The 18471-nt window shown below is 47.8% G+C and carries 8 protein-coding genes; 4 read left to right on the plus strand and 4 right to left on the minus strand.

The annotated features are described in order from the left end of the window. Positions 1-89: 89 nt before the first annotated feature. The 4 genes from GCU44_RS17235 to GCU44_RS17250 are packed head-to-tail and all read left to right on the plus strand — an operon-like array spanning position 90 to position 10838. Positions 90-965: a tail fiber protein gene (locus tag GCU44_RS17235; RefSeq protein ID WP_154858062.1), complete on the plus strand. Its 876-nt coding sequence runs from the start codon at positions 90-92 to the stop codon at positions 963-965. A gap of 8 nt (positions 966-973) precedes the next feature. Beyond that, complete coding sequence (locus tag GCU44_RS17240) at positions 974-9538, plus strand: LamG-like jellyroll fold domain-containing protein (protein WP_154858064.1); 8565 nt, start codon at positions 974-976, stop codon at positions 9536-9538. 11 nt (positions 9539-9549) lie between these two features. Next, entirely contained in the window at positions 9550-10455 is a 906-nt protein-coding gene (locus GCU44_RS17245) for a hypothetical protein (RefSeq protein WP_154858066.1), read from the plus strand. Next, positions 10452-10838: a hypothetical protein gene (locus GCU44_RS17250; RefSeq protein WP_092168010.1), complete on the plus strand. Its 387-nt coding sequence runs from the start codon at positions 10452-10454 to the stop codon at positions 10836-10838. Before GCU44_RS17245 ends, GCU44_RS17250 begins: the two co-directional genes overlap by 4 nt. Before the next feature lie 527 nt (positions 10839-11365). Here the strand turns inward: GCU44_RS17250 and GCU44_RS17255 are convergent. The 4 genes from GCU44_RS17255 to GCU44_RS17265 all read right to left on the minus strand — a co-directional run bounded on the left by GCU44_RS17255 (position 11366) and on the right by GCU44_RS17265 (position 18372). After that, positions 11366-15184, minus strand: a complete 3819-nt coding sequence (locus GCU44_RS17255) for a PVC-type heme-binding CxxCH protein (protein ID WP_161993962.1) — start codon at positions 15182-15184, stop codon at positions 11366-11368. A gap of 46 nt (positions 15185-15230) precedes the next feature. Further along, complete coding sequence (locus GCU44_RS17260; RefSeq protein WP_154858068.1) at positions 15231-16721, minus strand: rhomboid family intramembrane serine protease; 1491 nt, start codon at positions 16719-16721, stop codon at positions 15231-15233. A 205-nt stretch (positions 16722-16926) separates the two neighbouring features. Continuing rightward, entirely contained in the window at positions 16927-17061 is a 135-nt protein-coding gene (locus GCU44_RS23405) for a hypothetical protein (RefSeq protein WP_262885329.1), read from the minus strand. 168 nt (positions 17062-17229) lie between these two features. After that, entirely contained in the window at positions 17230-18372 is a 1143-nt protein-coding gene (locus GCU44_RS17265) for a serine hydrolase domain-containing protein (RefSeq protein WP_262885330.1), read from the minus strand. Between the last annotated feature and the right edge of the window lie 99 nt (positions 18373-18471).

Here is an 18471-nt window from a genome sequence, read left to right on the forward strand (position 1 = left end):
TGTCCCCAATCTTTCATTTTTTGACCCAAAATCAACATTTTTTTGCCTCCAAAAAGGCCAGATTTACACCGAATTTCAATCCACTTACTATGAAAAAGGGTCTATTCGTTTTATGCTTAATGGGGCAGATTTTTGTTGCGTATTCTCAAATGATCGCCAGTGAGGCAGGCATCGGAATACAAGGCATTGCAAGAGATGCTAATAACAATGCCCGATCAAATGAAGCTATTACCTTGCGGTTTACCCTGTATTACCTGACAGAAAACAATACAGAGGAAACCATTCTAAACGTAAACGAAAACCTTCAGACGGATGCTTTTGGGGTTTTTTCCTATGTATTGGAAGTAGGCCAGCAGCATTATCCGCTTATTGCCTATTTCGAAACTTATCTAAAGATAGAAGAAGGCTCCACTATCATCTCCGATGAAAAACTAAAACAAGTTCCGTACGCTGTCAGTGCAGGAAATGGGGTGCCCACAGGATCCATTATGCCTTACATTGGAGATACCGCGCCCCAAGGCTGGGTGCTATGTCACGGACAGGATGTCTCAAACGTGGCAGGCTCGGAAAGACTGCGAAATCTGCTGGGTAAAGCGACCGTTCCCGATCTGAGGGGGATGTTTTTAAGAGGTACCGGTCAAAACCAGGAATTTGGAAAGGAAGGACCGGACCTTTTGCAAACACAAGCGGATATGCTGGGAGCACATCGTCATGAAGCAGGCGCTGACATGGAGGCAGTAGGAGGAGAACACCAGCATTCCATTCGATCGGATGGCGCACTTGTAGCAACTGGAGTATTTCGCTCTATTACAAGCTATATACGTACGAACGGCGGTTCCATGACCGATTTCTTTACACAGCCCGACGGGGCCCACACCCATCCGATAGAAGGAAATACTGCCGAAACGGGAGGAGATGAAACACGCCCCATCAACACAGGTGTAAATTACATTATCAAACTTTGAGCCGACAAATGAAACGGCTGCTCATTATATTGCCTCTGTTGGTCCTTTGCATTGGTGCTGTCTTTGCACAGCGAGTCAATGTGAAAGATGTCACAGCTTCCCAAGCTATTCGTAATCAAGGTTTTACATTGCAGGTAGGAGTTCCTATACTGGGCGCCAACAGAGCAGTGTCGGAACGAAAGTTTGCTCCTCTGGACATCCGATTTCCCTGGGACATTTTTTATCAATACCAAACCTTTGCACCCGAGTTTTTTGAAATATCGAAAGGATACTTTGGTGATAAGGTCCGGCTAAACTGGGAATTTCTAAACAATCAAGACCGCATTACCAGCGTGAAGATATATAGAAGAATATACAGCGACAACTCACCAGGCCCCTTTCAATTGCTGGCCAACCGACCAGGTACTACGACAGAATTTGAAGACGCGTTTGCAGAGGGAGGCGTGCTTTACGAATATAAAGTAAAGGCAGAGGGTATTTTAGATACAGAAATGCCATTCGTGAACTTCATTACAGGTATTGGCTTTCGTTCTCCCACGGCTACGGTAACAGGCAATATCTCCTTTGAAGGCGGAAATCCAGTGGCCGACGTTACGGTTTATGCGGAACCAACCGGTACGCCAAACAATACCGGAAGTGCATTACAGATTCCGGGAGAGAGTGTACTGCCGCTGAACCTGGTTAACCGCCCACTCGAGGGATCGGTGGTTTTCCAAGCTTGGATTAAACCCGATCAGGAGGAAATCAATCCAACAGGTAGGATCTTTCGTATGCAATATTTTGAAGAAACACTGGATGCGCACTATGCTTTTGATGCATCCAATCAAACCTTGCGTATCCGGGTGGATGGATCTACCTTCGAGATAAAAAACTACCTGCCTAACGGGAATATTGACGCGCGTGGGGATGATCTCCTCGTGCCCATTGCCAACTTTGTCAGTCAATTCACGCACTTCACCATCGTTCTAAAGGATAACGATCATCCGCAGCTATACCTGAATGGCCGAAAAATTGGAAAGGATTATTTAGCGCTGATCAATACTACAGAACGTCTGTTGGATCCTACCTATGCCCGAGGCCCAATGGAGATCACCACCAACAGCGAGCCCCTGGTACTTGACCGTGGAGGAAACCAAGGCAGGTGGCAGGACTTCCGCATGGGAGGAGAAGGACAGCTGATCCTGGATGAAATCCGAATTTGGGACAACCGCGAAAACCGGTTGGACTCTGCCACCATACGACAGGACTTCAAGCGGTATATCGGAGGCAACGATCGATCGCTGATCGCCTATTTTAGAGCCAATGAAGGCACCGGCCGATATGCCTATGATCTCTCAAGAAACGGTTTCGAATACAATAAAAACGATATCCGCTTGTACACAGCTCTTACTCCTGAAGACCAAAGACCCAGATGGGTACGAGGGGGCGGAAACATTCCCAACAGCGACCAACTGGGCGTAATGGGAATTACCAATAGCAATGGAAACTATGAGATCAGTGCCATTTCTTATTCCGGCACCGGGGAATCGTTCAATATTACGCCACTATTCGGTCAGCACAAATTTGATCCCGGCCAGCAGATGGTGTTTTTGGGAAGAGGCTCTGAGGTGGTCAACAGGATAGATTTTACGGATATCAGTTCCTTTATTTTCAGGGGACGGGTCTTGTTTGACACCAGAGGAGTTTTCCCCTCGTTTGTAGAGACCAATGGAGGGCAGTTTGAAAATCTCAGCGAAGGCATTGAATATGTTTCAAACCCCGGGATTATCGATGAGGGGTACAATTATTACGAAAAAGGGGGGCTAACGTATCCAAAGGGCCAGTATTGGTACAACGATAACGGAACACCGGCAGACCCCGACGACGATTACCTGGAGCAATATGCGACCATCAGCCCGCAGGAAATCAGCATTCGCGTGGATGGACAGATTGTAATGGGACCCAATAATCGTCCGGTGCAACCCAATCAGCAAGGAGAATTTGAGATCAGGGTACCCATCGGTGACCACGCGATTTCGGTGGAAAAAACCGGGCACCATTTCTTATTCAACGGCAGATTCCCTGCCGAAGAAGGAGAATTCAAGGAGTTTTTTGAAGATGCCACAGAGACCGTGTATTTTATAGACACCACCCGGGTAACAGTGGTAGGAAAAGTGGTAGGGGGAAGCGTGGAGGCCGAGAAACCGATTGGATTTGGTAGCGAGGGTATCCGGAAAGAAACGTACCTGGATAGAGAAGGGGTTGAAATAGAACAGGTAATTAGTGCCATCAATAATATAGGACTGGCAGAACTGGTGTTGGACCACCTCCCTGGAGGAAGCAGTCCTACGGAGGAAACCCGGCATAGGTTTCATACCCATCCAGCGTCGGGCGAGTTTAGGATCAAGGTTTTGCCGCTTCAATATGAAATAAATCACTTACACGGGCTTCGGATTCCTTCAAACCCCACGCTTTCTTTGTTGGAAGCTACTGAAGAGTTGAATTTCGAGCAGATAAGGCCGGAAATAAGCCCGGAGTTTATCCTTCCGGATCAGCGTAAGGTCGTTGGAGATCCCTTTCAATACGAGCTAAGTTTTGTTCATCGGTCGATGCCAGTGCTCAGGATCAATTCCCAATCCGTTGACCCAACGCTTCAACTAAATGATTCTACAATCATTAGCACAGAAGGAATGCCCTACCCCATCTTTACACAATTCAGAGAGTATGAAATCGCTATGAGTAGTTTTGAAAGGTATGTAAACTTCGATGGTGGTGAAGAAAAAGAAGACAAGGTACCCATTTTGGATGGGGAAATGGTCGTCAATAACAACCTTGCCTTGGATAATTCAGAGAATTTCCTTAGAGATAAAGAAGACCAAAGCATCATCCGATATACCTTCAAAGCCGGCAGTCCGGCCATTTCGCCCCCCTTTACCAGAAATCTCGACATTCGGTTTCGTATAAATGGGGTGGATTACCCAGCGGAAAATTACCTCAGTGAAGGGATTATTTTAGGAGGGGAATCCGATGGAAGCCAGACCTTTATTACAAAGGCTCCCGATATTCCGGACATAATATTGAGAGATCCCCCAGGTTCGAACAGCTTTGCCGCTATCGAGCAGGGACAACGTGTGAGTTTTACCAGTAGGGTAAGAAATGCGTTTTCTGGTGGACTTTCCTTGAACTTGAAGGTCCTGTTCGGCGTGGAAGTTGCCGCTGGCGGTGGGATAGTTGGTCCTTTAATTACGACCGAAACCATAAATGATATCGAATCCGGAATAAACCTGGTGACAGGATCAACAGATGGGGAGTCGCTCACCAAAACCTATACCTTTACCCAGCGAATGACGACCAGCAACGATCCCAGGTTTGTGGGTGCAAAAGGCGACCTGTACATAGGGCAATCAAAAAACATTGCCTATGGTCAATTTGACAATGTACAGGCCTCCCAGGCTCGAATTGGGAGCAATCCCTACCTTGAGCTCCAAAATAAAGCGGGTGAAAGCGCCTTTATCAGTACTCAGAAAGCCATATTCTTTAATGAACGGCCTACCGAAACGTTCTTTGTTTATACGCAAGATCATATTATCAATCAATTGATCCCAGAACTCGAAAAGATCATAGAAAATTTGGATAACGGCCTTATTCAAGAAGACGATCCCGGCGTGTTAAGAAGAGACGAGTACCTCGAGCAAATTTATCAATGGAGAAAAACCATCCAAGACAACGAACGGGCTAAAAACCTGGCCATAAGGGACAAATTCTTCTTTTCGAGAGAGTCCAGACTATTTTTAGAGGAATACAATACGGATTTAGTGAATTTAATCAATGACTCCGAGCTTCAAGGGGCTGGGGCGGGTTCCTACGAAGGCAGATTAAGAAACCGGCTAACCCGCTCGGAATCGTTGTTGGAATTGATCAATCAAAGCCAGGTAAACAATATTTCCTTTGATGCGGGAGCGGGCGAAATTACAAGAACCTTGGAAACAGTAATCGTGAATGAAAACACGAAGGAATTTAACCTTACCATTGACGAAACTTTCGCATTTCGTACGGGATTCCGCCTGAATAAAGCGGGATTACTGATTTCAGGTGGAGGATTTGCCAAGCAAGATATGAATGCCTCCTTCACAGAGGAAAGTGCCTCAACCGTAACCATCTCCTATACCTTGAAAGACCCAAATCCGTTTAACCTTTTTAGTGTAAATGTGATGAACACATTCGACGGAAACGGGCCCATTTTCAGCACGATTGGGGGAAGTACCTCCTGTCCGTACGAAGGGGAGGAACTTTCCCATTTCTATTCCCCCAAATTTCAGGGAAGCACGTTCCCTATTTTACCGGTACCGGAGGAGCACCGTGTTCCCCTAAGTAATGCTACCCAACGCATAGAAGTCCCGCAAATCAGCGTGGAAACAGCAGACTTGGCCAATGTCCCGGAGAGCCAAAACGCGGAGTTCACACTGATCCTGGAAAACAACAGCGCCGCGGAAGTAGACGGGTACTATCAATTGATCGTAGACAATACGAGCAATCCAAACAATGCCATTTTCAATATCAGCCAAAACGGAACAGTGGTATTTATTCCTTACGGGGAAAGGGTAGAATACGCGCTAACGCTCGGAAAATCTATCTCAGATGTCTATGATTACAAGGATATCAAGGTAATCTTGCAGTCTCTTTGCGACCCGATAAACACCTTTGACGAGGTGGTGATTTCCGCCCAATTTGTGCCGTCCTGTTCGCAAGTTACCCTAAGTGCCCCCCTCGAAAACTGGACCTTTAACCGAGAGACGGCATTTAACCTGGATGGCAGCAGCAATCCCTTACTGATAAACCTGGGTGGCTACGATCGAAATTTCGGTGGCTTCGAGCGAATTGATCTGGAATACCGCCCTCTGGGCTTTCCTACATGGAGCAGGTTGCACACGTATTACAACCTGGAAGCCAGCTACCAAAATGCGTTAGCCTCCAACAGGCAGCAGATAAGCCTTATCGCCACCCCAAATCTGACATTCCCGTTTGATATTGTGGAAAGGGGCCTTGCCGATGGCCGGTATGAAATCCGGGCCAGAAGCACCTGTACCAATGGTACCGAATTCGTTTCGGAAGTTGTACAGGGAAGGGTAGATCTGAATGCACCCTTGCGATTTGGAACCCCCTCTCCTACCGACGGCATATTATCGATAGGATCAGATCTAAAAGTAAGGTTTAATGAGCCCCTTTTCTTTAATTCCGCAGTATCGTTGGTGGAAATAAAAGGACAAACCAACCAACTCCCGGTAAACCATGCGGTTTCTCTTCGATTCCAGGGGCAGGAAAACGTGATGATCCTGGAAAATCCCCAAATTCTGAACGAGGATTTGACCCTGGAATTCTGGATGAACAATGCCACGGAAGCACCTAACGCCAGGCTATTACATCAGGCTCGAGGATTGGAAATCGCACTTGAAAACGGGGAATTAGCCTTCGCCGTAGGAAATACCCGGATCAAAGGCCTGATCTCAGATGATGGTCTGTTTCATCATTATACCTTCACATACGATCACCGAAATGGGGATATTAAAATATTCGAAGAAGGTACCGTGGTAGCCTCCGGCAATGGAGGCACAAACATGAGTATCGCCTCAAACAACCCCATTGTCCTGGGCGGAAACACCTTTATCGGCAACATCCACTCCGTTAGGATGTGGCGAAGAGCCATTTCCCTGCAAGATGCTTTTGCCAATATGTACAACAAACTACAAGGAAATGAACCAGGTCTCATTGGCTACTGGCCACTTGACGAAGGCAGGGGAACTATTGCCCATGATCTCGCCCGATTCAAACATGCCCGCGTAGAAACGGACTGGGACATTAGACCCAAAGGAACAGCCTATCATTTTGACCAGGCACAGTACATGACCCTGGACAATGTTGGATTTGTACAACTTACCCCTACCATGGATGCAACCCTTTCATTCTGGGTTAAAACACCACAAGGTCACGAGGGAACCCTCTTTTCCAATGGAAAGGGCGATGGCACAGACGTCCTACAAAGTAACGGATTTACCAATAAGTGGGCCATCAATCTGAACGCGGAAGGTAACCTTTCCTTTGCCAGTGAGGGCTTGGAACTTCCCTTGACCACCAGGTCCATTGCAGACGATACCTGGCATCATATCACCCTATTGCTCAATCGTTCCGGGAATTTAAGAACCCTGGTGGACGCCGAGGAGGTGTCCTCCCACTTGTCCACGGGTATCGGCGGATTTTCAGGAAACCGGATATGGATCGGTGCCAGAGGCAGTACTTCGCTAGATGGCGCGGAAAACGTGGACCGTCCCTTTCAGGGGCAAATCGACGAATTGAGGCTTTGGAACACGCTTAGGAACCAGGAGCAAATCAGTCGTGACAGGTACTTTGAAATTGACGAAACCTCCATAGGCCTACTTCTCTATGCCAGGATGAACGCCCCAGACCGCCTGACTAACAGCGGACCCAGGTACTTCCATGCCTTCAGCAATAACAGCCTGATCTCAACCCCGGCGTTACTTAGCCAAGGCGAGGTGAATTACAGCGCGGACGGTCCGCCGATCAAACCGGTTCGAAACCTGGTAAGATTCCAGGTAAACCAAATCATCAACGAAGATGAAATGATTTTGGAACCGGTTATCAATCGTTGGGCTGAAATTGAAGGTCAGGTATTGGACATCACGGTACACCGAATGTTCGACGGAGCAAATAACCAACAACAATCCCCCGTCACTTGGACTGCCTATGTACAGAAAAACGCCGTCAACTGGTTCGTGGAAGGGCATACAGCGCCTGTGGACCTGGTAAAAGATTCCGAGCAAGACATGACGCTGAACCTGGTTGTTCAAAACCAGGGCGGCACACCACAGTCCTATAGCTTTAGCGGAGTTCCAAGATGGATCAGCCTAAGCAGGACCTCAGGAACGCTCCCCCCGCTTAGCCAGGTAACCATTCAGGCGCATATTGCCCCGGAAATGACGCCCGGGGTTTATACCGAAAACCTGGTCCTGGATACCGATTTCGGATTCCCCCAAAGCCAGGTGGTCAATCTTAGGGTGCTTCCCGAAAGCCCAGACTGGAAAATTGACCCTGCTGCTTTTGATTACAGCATGACCGTAATCGGTAGAGTCAGACTCAATGGTATCTTCAGCCGGGACGGGATGGATCAGGTGGCAGCTTTCCATCAAGGAGCCCTGCGCGGGGTCGGAAATCTCAGCTACGACCCTGCCTATGATGAATACTTTATCTTCCTAACGATTTACAGTAACGAGCTCTTCGATGAACCGATTTCCTTTAAAATCTGGAACGCGACCAATGGCACCATTTATGAGGCTACGTTAAACGAGCAACTGACTACCCCTTTTATGCTCAATAAGGTAATAGGTAGTTTGCAGGCCCCTGGAATAGTCGCGAATACCGAAGTACAGGAACAAGCGATACCACTGAATCAGGGTTGGACCTGGATTAGTTCTCGGGTACACGATCCCCTATTTGCCGATCTTAATCAACTGACCGCCGGCATGAATTTGCATACCGATGACCGTATTCAGAGCCACTCCCCCGCACTTTTGGAGACCTATTACAGAGACGAACTACAGCCTGGCAACAGCACTTGGTCAGGTACCATCAGCAATAGTGGCGGGCTGAGTGCGGAACGTATGTATAAGGTCTATTTACGGGAAGAACAATCGCTCCAACTCCGAGGTAGACCCGTGGATCTATCCGAGTGGTACTTCGATGTGCAACCCAACTGGAACTGGCTCCCCTTCCCAATAGGGCAGAATATACCCGTGAGAGACGCCCTGGCCGGCTTTCAGGCCACAGAAGGTGACCTGATCAAATCCCAGTCCCAATTTGCCATGTATGACGCACGTAACGGCTGGAGCGGTAACCTGACCTTTTTGCGGGCGGGAAGAGGCTATATGCTTAAATCTGCAAGTGGTCAGCGCTTTGCCTATCCGTCCATTTTCCATGCCAACCTCCGAACCCAGCCCAATAAAAGCACCCAGGCAATGGCACCGGATGAAGGAGGGCGGATGCAGCCTTCCTGGCTTCAGTATCCGGAAACCATGAATGCCATCGTTCAACTGCCAAAGAGCTACGAACAGGTACTAGTCTATGACGTGAAGGGTGAAATAAAGGGACAAGTAGCGCCCATGGAAATTGTCGGCAAAACCCTAGGCTTTCTCACCATTTATGGTGATCAAAAAGAGAAGCTGACTTTCTATTTGGGGCGGGGAAGCGATGAAACAATGACCTCCACCACCTTTGAGTTTTCGGGAAATACGATCCTGGGCACACTCAGGCAACCCGTAATCCTGCAGGTGGCCGAAAGCCAACTCAACGTGATCCCCAATCCCTTCGACCATAAATTTATGCTTCAATTCGGTGCCAAAGAGGTGCAAGACGTTTTGGTACAAGTATATACCGTGGACGGCAGAAAAGTAGAAGAATCGCTTATCACCGCCAAAATCGGAAAAAACCAAATAGAATTCCAGCCGGCCATTGCAAGCGGGATGTACATCCTGCGTATCCAGGTCGATGGCCGAGTACTCCACAAAAAGATCATTCGACGATAATGACACGATCCATGCAAAAAATCATCTGTTTCGTTTCGATTGCTTCTATTTTCCTGCCAGCATGGGGTCAGAGCCCGGACTGGAAAGTATCGGAGCAGGATTTCGAACATACCATGTCTTTGGTAGCCTTTGTCAATGTGGACGGAAGAACACTTACCGGCTCCGGGGATCGGGTAGCTGCATTTGTAAACGGAGAATGCAGAGGCGTAGCCGGTTTGACAGAAGTATCCAGCCATCAGGAACATCTGGCTTACCTCACGGTGTTTGGCAACACCAACAATGAAGTCGTGAGTTTTAAAATATATGATGCCACTGCCGATCGGGTCGTCGACGTAGCGCAGCAACTGGTGTTTCGAATAAATGCCCACGAAGGAAACCTGCTCCAGCCCTTCAGCATCGCACAACCTGCACTAAGTGCCGCCGCCTCCATTACCGAGATCAGCCTTGCCGGATTGGAGCCATTGAACGTAAAGGTAGCGGACCAGAAAGTGGTCTTCCTGGTAGAAAAAGACACACCCATATCGGCCCATACCTTGCTATTTACGTTGACTGCCGGTGCCACCCTCTTTTGGAATAATCAACCGGTCATTTCCGGAGAGAATCTCCTGGATTTTTCCCTACCTGTCAGTTTACAACTTCGCTCGGAGGATCGTTCGGTGATCCGGTCATGGACGGTCGCTATTGAGTTTGCCAGTGAACTTTTGGTATACCGGCGAAATGCCACCTGTTTCGAAGCGGGCGCCATTAAAGTTACCGGAAGTAGCGACGGGCAACCCGTTTCGTTGATTCGGAGCGGTCAGGTAATCAGCAGTCGGTCCATGACAGGTGGTGAAGTACTCTTCGATCGCTTGGTACCGGGAACGTATACAGTGCAGACCACAGCATTTGAAAAACTGGTAATCATCGAACAACCATGAAGAACAAGAACACCCTGCTGACAATACTTGTTACCCTTTTACTAACCGCCTGTAGTAGAGATGAGGAGGTGATCATAGAGGCCTTGGGAGTAGATTTTGGCTATCGAAACGGCGAAGTAATCCTTGAGGGCGATTGCGTTGATCCCAACCAAAATTTTGCAGTGCTGGTGCACGCCACCATGGGTAACTTCGGCACGCTTACGCCTCGGGAGTTTGACGTCTTGGTAAACGATATCCTGTATAACGTGACATTTCGGGGAGAAGGCACCAAGCTGATTCCCGTCGAGCTGAAACAGGGTGAAAACATTGCCAGGATTCCGGGAACGAATCACGAAGCACGGCTTGTTAAAAATGCTGCTCCAGCATTTGAACGGGTAGAGTGATGGATTCTTTCCGGTTCGTTTACTACCCGAAATGATTCGGTCCTATTGCCCAAACACTGCTAAAACCCGTATGCATGATACTCAGGACCGTGCTGTCGTTCTTTTTACCTCATGCGATTCAAATACCTCTCCAACAGGGTATGTCCATCTGATCTGATAAAATGGTATTTCCGTTTACTGGCTAACAGCAACCAGTGCCGATAGTTTCCTTGTAACTACATTTCTTGCCCTACTACTAGAGCAGGAAAATTACGCAAAACACCAACCAGCATTTTCCTATTCATTGAACGAAAAGTCGCCGGGTGGCCGATACGATCAAGCGGCGTTGTCACATTCCTTTTCACCCTGGGATTGGACCAAAGAGAAAAGTCTTGGCAGACGATTCCAACAGAACCAATTTCCTTACCATTTCTTGGTAAAACCAACCCAAAATCGGATTTCTATGCAATAGGCAAAGGCCAATGGGCCCCAACTGCCCCTTATTCCAAAACTGAAGTCGCAACCAGGTACTTGTCCCGTGCGGCTTTTTACTCGTCCAGCTCCCGGGCGGTCCAGGGTTTGGTTCGCCCGGAGACCTCCGCACGGGTTCTCGCAACCATTTCCGGAGCAACCGCACGTGATCCGTTACCGAATTCCTTGCGGATGTACGTGAGGACATCAGCGATCTCCTGATCCCTCATTCCACCCATGGGAGGCATGGGAATGGACTGGGTTCCGGCACCGTATTGCTCTCCCGCTACGTCTAGGGGACCGGTAAGCCCATTGAGCACGATTTTGATAAGCTTCGTTTCGTCTCCGGTGACCCGCTTTGAACCCAGCAAGGGTGGATACACCCCCGGCAGACCCTTACCACCTGGCTGATGGCATGCCAGGCAGGCCTTTTCATACAAGGCTTCGCCAGCTGAAACGACCGCAGGTCCCTGATCCAGAAGCTCCCGCAGAAAGTCATTTTGAACCTTGGATGTGGGGTTAAGTTCCCCCTCCTGAAAAGGAGTCTCCCAGAGAAGTTGAAGGGACCTCGCACTCTGCCTCAACGCGTACCGCAGAAAGGGGTCTAACGCGTGTTCGAGCGCTGCGGTTACCACTTCGATCGCAGGGGTCTCCCGCAGGTAGCTGGCGGCTATCACGGCCTCCAGGCGGACCCTGGGGTGGTCGTCATTTACGAGTTCCCGTAGCCGACCAAGGGCTCCACCTTCCAGCCGGGACGCCCAGTCTCCCAGCACACGGGCACCATAAGCCCGAATCCGGAAATCCTTCGACTGCAACAGGCGATCGAGCAGCTCCGGTCGAACAGTTTCATGGGCCTGGTAGACCCCTATCAATTCGAGAAGAAACTGATCTTTTTGCTCTTGAAGGTCAAGTGCATCTGCCGCGGCCACAACCGTTTCCGTTGGCTGGTAATAAAGCAAGCGTTTCGCCTGGTAGCGCAACCATCGCTCCTGAGAACCCAAAAGTGCAAGCAGTTGGCCCTCATCCATTGCAGATAGCTCGGGGTAGGTTAAGGACGACCTGGCATCTGCGGTGATCCTCCAAATACGGCCATGTGACTTGTCGCGACGTGGATCGGCATAGCTCGCCTGGTAGTGACCGATAATCGGGTTGAACCAATCTGCCACATACAATGCCCCATCAGGCCCCACAGAGACATCCACCGGGCGAAATGAATTATCGGCCGAGGTGATCAATCGGGGAAGCTGTCTGGTAGCAAACCCTGCACCTGCATCCTGGAATTGGTGCACTTCCACCACCGATCCGAAGTATCCGCCGATCAGTGCCGCGCCTTGCAGCGCTTCGGGCATGGCTGATGTTCCAATGATTTCCAGGGATGTGGTTTTGGGCGAAGTCTCAAAAAGGGGGCCTACGTCGTGATATTGCTCCGGATTGTTCGTTTGGTAGGCCTTGTTCGGATCCTCATGGTAGCGGGAACCGTCCTGTTCCGGAAAAGGAACCAATCCGGGCACGGTCCAATAGCCTTCCGGGCGGTCTCCGGTCTTGTGAAAGACCTGGCCGTAGTCATCAAACGCGACGCCCCAGCAATTGGCGCCGGCCATTCCTCCTCCGAAGAAACTCTCCAATTTTAAGCGGCGGGGGTGATAGCGCCAAACCCCGGCCCGGTCCAGACGGGCAACGCCATGTGGGGTCTCCACGCGGGAAATGGCGTGGAGACCCTGGGTAAACCACAGCGTCCCATCCGGTCCATGCGTAATGCTGTTTACCAGTTGATGCGTATCGCCTACGCCAAAACCGGAGAATAGTACCTGCCGCTCATCGGCCTTTTTGTCTCCGTCGGTGTCATGGAGATAAAGAATTCGATCGAAGTCGCACACGTAAAGCCCGTCTGCACCCGGTTCTATGCCTTGTACCATTTTCAGGTTTTCGGCAAAGCGCCAGGAGCTCTCTGCGACCCCGTCGCGGTCACGATCCTCCAGGACTTGAATGTAATCCTGCGCAGGCATCCCGGCCAGGGTCTGCGGGTAGGAAGGTGAACATGCGACATAGAGTCTTCCGTCCTCGTCCCAGGCGAATTGCACGGGATTCACGACTCCTTCCAGCTCTGAAGCGAAGAGATTGACCGAATACCCTTCGGCGGTCGTGAACCCGGCCAGTTGTTCTTCTGGTGTCAACGCATCGATCTCACTGTACACCACCGGAGCGACCGAGACTCCCGGTGCTTCTTTACCAGCGATCCGGTCGTAAATGACGGCATCTGCGTTTTCCACAAGGGGCAGCTGCTGCTCAAAAGCGACCTGCAGCGAGGGCTCAGCCCCGGCCCCCTGCCCATACAGCTGATTCACACGGTCTCCATAGACAAAGGACCAGTTTGCCGGCCGCCAAAAATCGAACCACAGGCGATTTTTTTGAACGATGGCGCGACGGACCTCCTCCGAAGGTAGCTCCCCGATTTCAACATCCAACTGCCGGGCAATTTCCTCACTCACCAAGCGTAGTCCCTCCGGTGTCAGGTGGATTCCATTTTCAGTGAGCCGATTCCCGTATGGCATCCTGGTCAAATCCACGAACAGCGCGTTGCGTTGGGAGGCGATCTTTTCCATCGATTTCACATACAACTGAAGATCGTCATTCCTTTCCCTAAGATCGGGTGCATGGGAAGCGAGCGGTTTTTCAAAACGGATGGGAGACACCAGCACCAACTTGTGGGTCCGGCGGGAAAATTGATCCAGCAACTGGTTGTAGGCTGCTTCGAAATCCGCCAGTCGGTCCGGTCCATCCAGTGCTTCCATCTGACCAAATTGAGCCAGGATCACCGTAGCGCCCACCGCATCCAGTTGATCGCTCCAATCGCCGAAGTTCAGGTCACGCCATTGCTCATAGACCACATCCCCTTCCCATGCCATCGAACGAAAACGGGGCCGTTTCCTGGCAAAACCTGCCGCCAACAGCGACTCCAATTCGCCCGATCGTTGCTCACGCACAAAATTATCCTGACCGACAAATACGACCACATCTTCTTCTAGCAACTGGAAGGTGCCGTCTTCGAAGGCGGGAACGGGTGCCCGGGTCTGTAAGGTTCCCAAACGACTCATGATAGCCTCATTGGATGGGAAGACGGTATCATCCAACTCCTTAATTTGAAGGTTACGGAATGAAATTTCTGCGTTGCTGTCGCCATGGATCTGCAAGGCAATGTGTCCTTCCAGCGGAATATCTTCCTCCTGCTCCCGATAGGTAATCGTCCTTTGACCATTGAGAAGGATCGTCACCTGCTTGCCACGGGCAATGACTTCGTATCGATTCCATTGGCCCGGCCGCTCAATCGAAGCAACGAAATCGGGGTCTGCTTCCGCCAGGAAACGTTTGCGCCGCGACTCATCGTAGAGGTAACCCGTGTAGCCTGCACCGATGTCTGCCTGGTAACCGATCATCTCATTTGCCGGGTGGCTGGTTCGTTGGCTGCGAAACTGCACGCCACCATTCACGAATCCTTCTGTGCCCACAAGCCGGTATTCGAGCCGCAGGTGAAAGTTTTTGTAGACCTTGTCCGTCGCCAGGAATTCGTTGCGCGGATTCCCCTTCAAACTGCCACCCGTAATGACGCCATCCTTACTGCGCCAAACCGATGCTGTGTGGGCATTCCAACCCCGGAATGACTGCCCGTCAAAAAACGTATCCGAAGGGATTTTGGAGGGAACACATGCAGACAGCCAGGATGCGAAAAAAACGAGCAGTAAGCACCCAATGTTCCGACGAATAGACGGACAATGGGTTAATGGGAAATTTACCCGCGCCTGACTGGCTAAAGCGGTGATGGGGATTTTTGCGGATTCAATAACAAGATTGCGTTGCCGTTGGTATTTTCTGCTGGGAAGGCTTTTATTTTTTGGCATTATACGATCAGTCTGCCTATTATTTATATACAATGTTCGCACCTTTTTATTCATTTCGTCGTAATTTACCTGTCAGTTCTGTTATTATCAAATCAATCTTTTGGTTGTATTCGTCAATCTGATTTTGGTATTTGTCCGTGTCTTCCTCAATAGCTTTATAAAGAAGTTCATAGCTTTTAACTCTAAGTTCACAATACTCTTTTAGTTTGCTATTTCTTTTTCTGATTGGTAATGGTAAGTCAAGTTCTCTAAAACTGATAATGAGTTTTATGTTCTCATTCCAATAATAAAGTCCACGGTCTTTAATTTCAGAAAGGATTTTATCGTTTGGTGTTCCTTCGGGTAGGTTGTAAACTTCTAAAGCCATTGATTCCATCGAAAAAAATCGCTCCATTTCTTTTTCATATTGTCCAATGTCATTTGGTAAAGCCTTATAAACTGTGAATGAAGAAATCAATAGTGCAACTGTCAAGGCACCGATTGTCAAAAACTTGATAGCTTTATTTTCAAACTGTTTTAAGCTTGGAACAAAGGCGTAACCAATAATAAGACCGCTTATAAATCCGCCAATATGTGCAGCATTGTCAATACCGCTATTAGGTTTTAGTCCATTCAGTATGTTGTAACCTACAAAAACCGCCATACTTGTCAATAGTGCTTTTTTTACAGATTTGTCAAGCAGATTTGTTGTCAGCACAGCAAGAAAAACTCCATACATCCCGAAGATAGCACCTGAAGCACCTGCACTTATTGCCAAGTCGTGCCACCATAAGCTTGTCATACTCGCAGCAATACCTGAAATTAAATACGAAGCTAAAAATCGTGTCTTTCCGAGATACGGCTCAAGTAAAAGTCCAATGTAAAGCAATGCATAAATATTTAGAAGCAAATGCAAAATTCCAATATGTAAAAAGCAAGCCGTAAATAATCTCCACCATTGTCCTTCTAATGTCATTGGTCGGAAATTGGCTCCCCAGTTTAGTAAGTCTTGGTTGTCTGGTAGAAGTATATGAACTCCTGAAATCAACATAATTATAAAAACGAGTAGATTAATATTTATCAGAATTGGAGATATAAAGTATCCTTCGGTTGGTGTAAATACAGAAAAGAAGTTTGTTATTTTCTCTTTTGTTGTTGAAGGTGGTTTGCTTAAAATATCATCTTCTTTTGATGCATAGCCTTGTCGTAGTTCTGTAAGTTTTGTTTCAATTTCTTCTTGTCTCAATGAGCTATTTATTTCTTCAAATTTTGAAAGCAATGCTTCGATATTTTTCTTGTTTTTACCCCAATCCGTTAATTGACTTCCTGTGCACTCGCTTTTTAGATTTGCAACTCCATTGTCAATTTTAACCGTAACTTCTTCGCTCCAAGAACTCCAAGAAAATTTTGTGTAAGCGATAAATCCTGTCTCACTGACGAAACTTACATTCCAGTCAAGTTTGAATGCAGCTTCTATTGCAAAAAATAAAAAATGTTCTCTGTCAAGATTGTCAAGTTGGTAGTCTTGAACGTATTTAGGTGAAAATCCAAATGCCATATTTCTTTTTGCTATTTTTGGGATGTCGTCTTTTCATAATTGGTACTAATCCGGTCATGCAAGGGAATTTCACCCTTGCCTTCCCGGAGAACTCCCGAAAAGTCGGGAGCTCGTCAGGATGTTGTCACTGTGAATATAAGGTTATTCATGATTGGACCAATTCCCAATGATCGAAAAACGAACGGGACGGTACTTGTACCGCTTTCTAGCGCCAGCGAACGAGCGCCTTGTTGTACAAGTCATTTACCCATTGCAGTAGTCGATGGGTTAATTCCCGCCTATTAAACATATCTCCTACCACCGTAAATCCAGCAGCAGGAGCCGTTTTGAAAACTTCCATGCAGTAAAATGATTTCTGCCGATTCACTGCTTCTCGGCGTACGTAAAAGCAGCAGCGGTTAAAAGCCATCACCTTTACGGATATACACGTACCTTGTATTAATATTTATTCCGTTGCAAATACGCACCGACCCCGCTATTACGTATACAGTATATTGCTCTGTAAAAATTAAAACATCCAAGATTTGAATGGCACTAAATCAAATGTAAATAAATAGATGCTAATTGCAGCGAAAACCAGGCTTAGTCCTAAAACATAAATTTTTAGTAATCCGGAACTACAGGTTCTGCTGTTTTTAAAGCTGGTAAGCATTGCAGCGATAGAAAACAAACCGAAAAGTAGGGTCAAAATGAATACAGCAATAGATGTAGGGCTTATTTTTCCGACAGTATCCAAAAGCTTCCATGTTTCGAGCGGAGAAGACGTCGAAGGAGGCACTATAAATGCCAATGTCATAGCAGCGAGCAACATTGAAAAAATAGCAGCACTCACCAACTGAATAGAAGGTTGAAAGGTTACTTCACTTCTAGTTACATATTTCAGGAATAGTCTTATCAGCAAAATCAACGGCAGGGCAAAAATCATTAGCATACAAAAAACAAAAAAGGCCACACTTCCCCATACCGAAATTGCAGCGACCTTTTTCAGGTTGCCGGAAGATTTTCCGTTTTGTAAAATGAAATTTCCTTGCCAGTCTTCTCCCACAAAGAACCAGTTTTTATATCCTTCCTCATCAGTAAAATAAACATGTTGCGCTCCGTCGTCATAAAGCTTGTACTTTGTTGAATTGGTAAGCGACCGGTAAAATAATTCACCGCCTTTTTCATCAATCCAGCAAATGTTCAGTATCGGATGTAAAAAAGCACCTATCTTACCCGTATTGCTTGGTGTATGTAAAGGCCTGTAATAGCCTATACTATCTTTTCTTTTTGACGGTTTATCTCCCGCGGGGACCCAGGTATTTTCAGGATCCACAATAAAATTTTGTAAGGCTGTGATCACAGGGTATAACGGAGAAAGTTCCGTAGTGGAGGCAACAAAAAATGCCCGGTCTAATTCGGGAATAACGATCATGTAGGAACCAAAACTCGGTTGCTCCCCCGAATGCCCGATTATTTTAACACCCTTGAAACGATCCGACCAAAGTCCTAAACCATATCCTATTTCATAATTCGATTTCCCAGACAACGTTGAACGAGCGGTGGTCATTCGGTCAATTGATGCAGGGGAAAGAATCGTGATACCATCAATGGTTCCTCGACGAAGAAACAACTGGAGGTATTTAGCCATAGCTATGCTATTGGTGAACATCAATGCTATTAAGTTAAGAAAAAAACAGCTCTAGAGGCCAAAATAAGCCGGTTTTCCTTATGAAAACCGGCTTGCTTTAAGTAACTTAAAGCTTCTAAA

It is taken from the genome of Cyclobacterium xiamenense, assembly GCF_009467825.1.
Classification (GTDB): domain Bacteria; phylum Bacteroidota; class Bacteroidia; order Cytophagales; family Cyclobacteriaceae; genus Cyclobacterium; species Cyclobacterium xiamenense.

Bases quoted from the DNA above. Each gene is read 5' to 3' on its own strand.
- GCU44_RS17235 (WP_154858062.1), top strand. From the start codon at position 90: ATGAAAAAGGGTCTATTCGTTTTATGCTTAATGGGGCAGATTTTTGTT.
- GCU44_RS17240 (WP_154858064.1), top strand. From the start codon at position 974: ATGAAACGGCTGCTCATTATATTGCCTCTGTTGGTCCTTTGCATTGGT.
- GCU44_RS17245 (WP_154858066.1), top strand. From the start codon at position 9,550: ATGCAAAAAATCATCTGTTTCGTTTCGATTGCTTCTATTTTCCTGCCA.
- GCU44_RS17250 (WP_092168010.1), top strand. From the start codon at position 10,452: ATGAAGAACAAGAACACCCTGCTGACAATACTTGTTACCCTTTTACTA.
- GCU44_RS17255 (WP_161993962.1), bottom strand. From the start codon at position 15,184: ATGCCAAAAAATAAAAGCCTTCCCAGCAGAAAATACCAACGGCAACGC.
- GCU44_RS17260 (WP_154858068.1), bottom strand. From the start codon at position 16,721: ATGGCATTTGGATTTTCACCTAAATACGTTCAAGACTACCAACTTGAC.
- GCU44_RS23405 (WP_262885329.1), bottom strand. From the start codon at position 17,061: ATGGAAGTTTTCAAAACGGCTCCTGCTGCTGGATTTACGGTGGTAGGA.
- GCU44_RS17265 (WP_262885330.1), bottom strand. From the start codon at position 18,372: ATGTTCACCAATAGCATAGCTATGGCTAAATACCTCCAGTTGTTTCTT.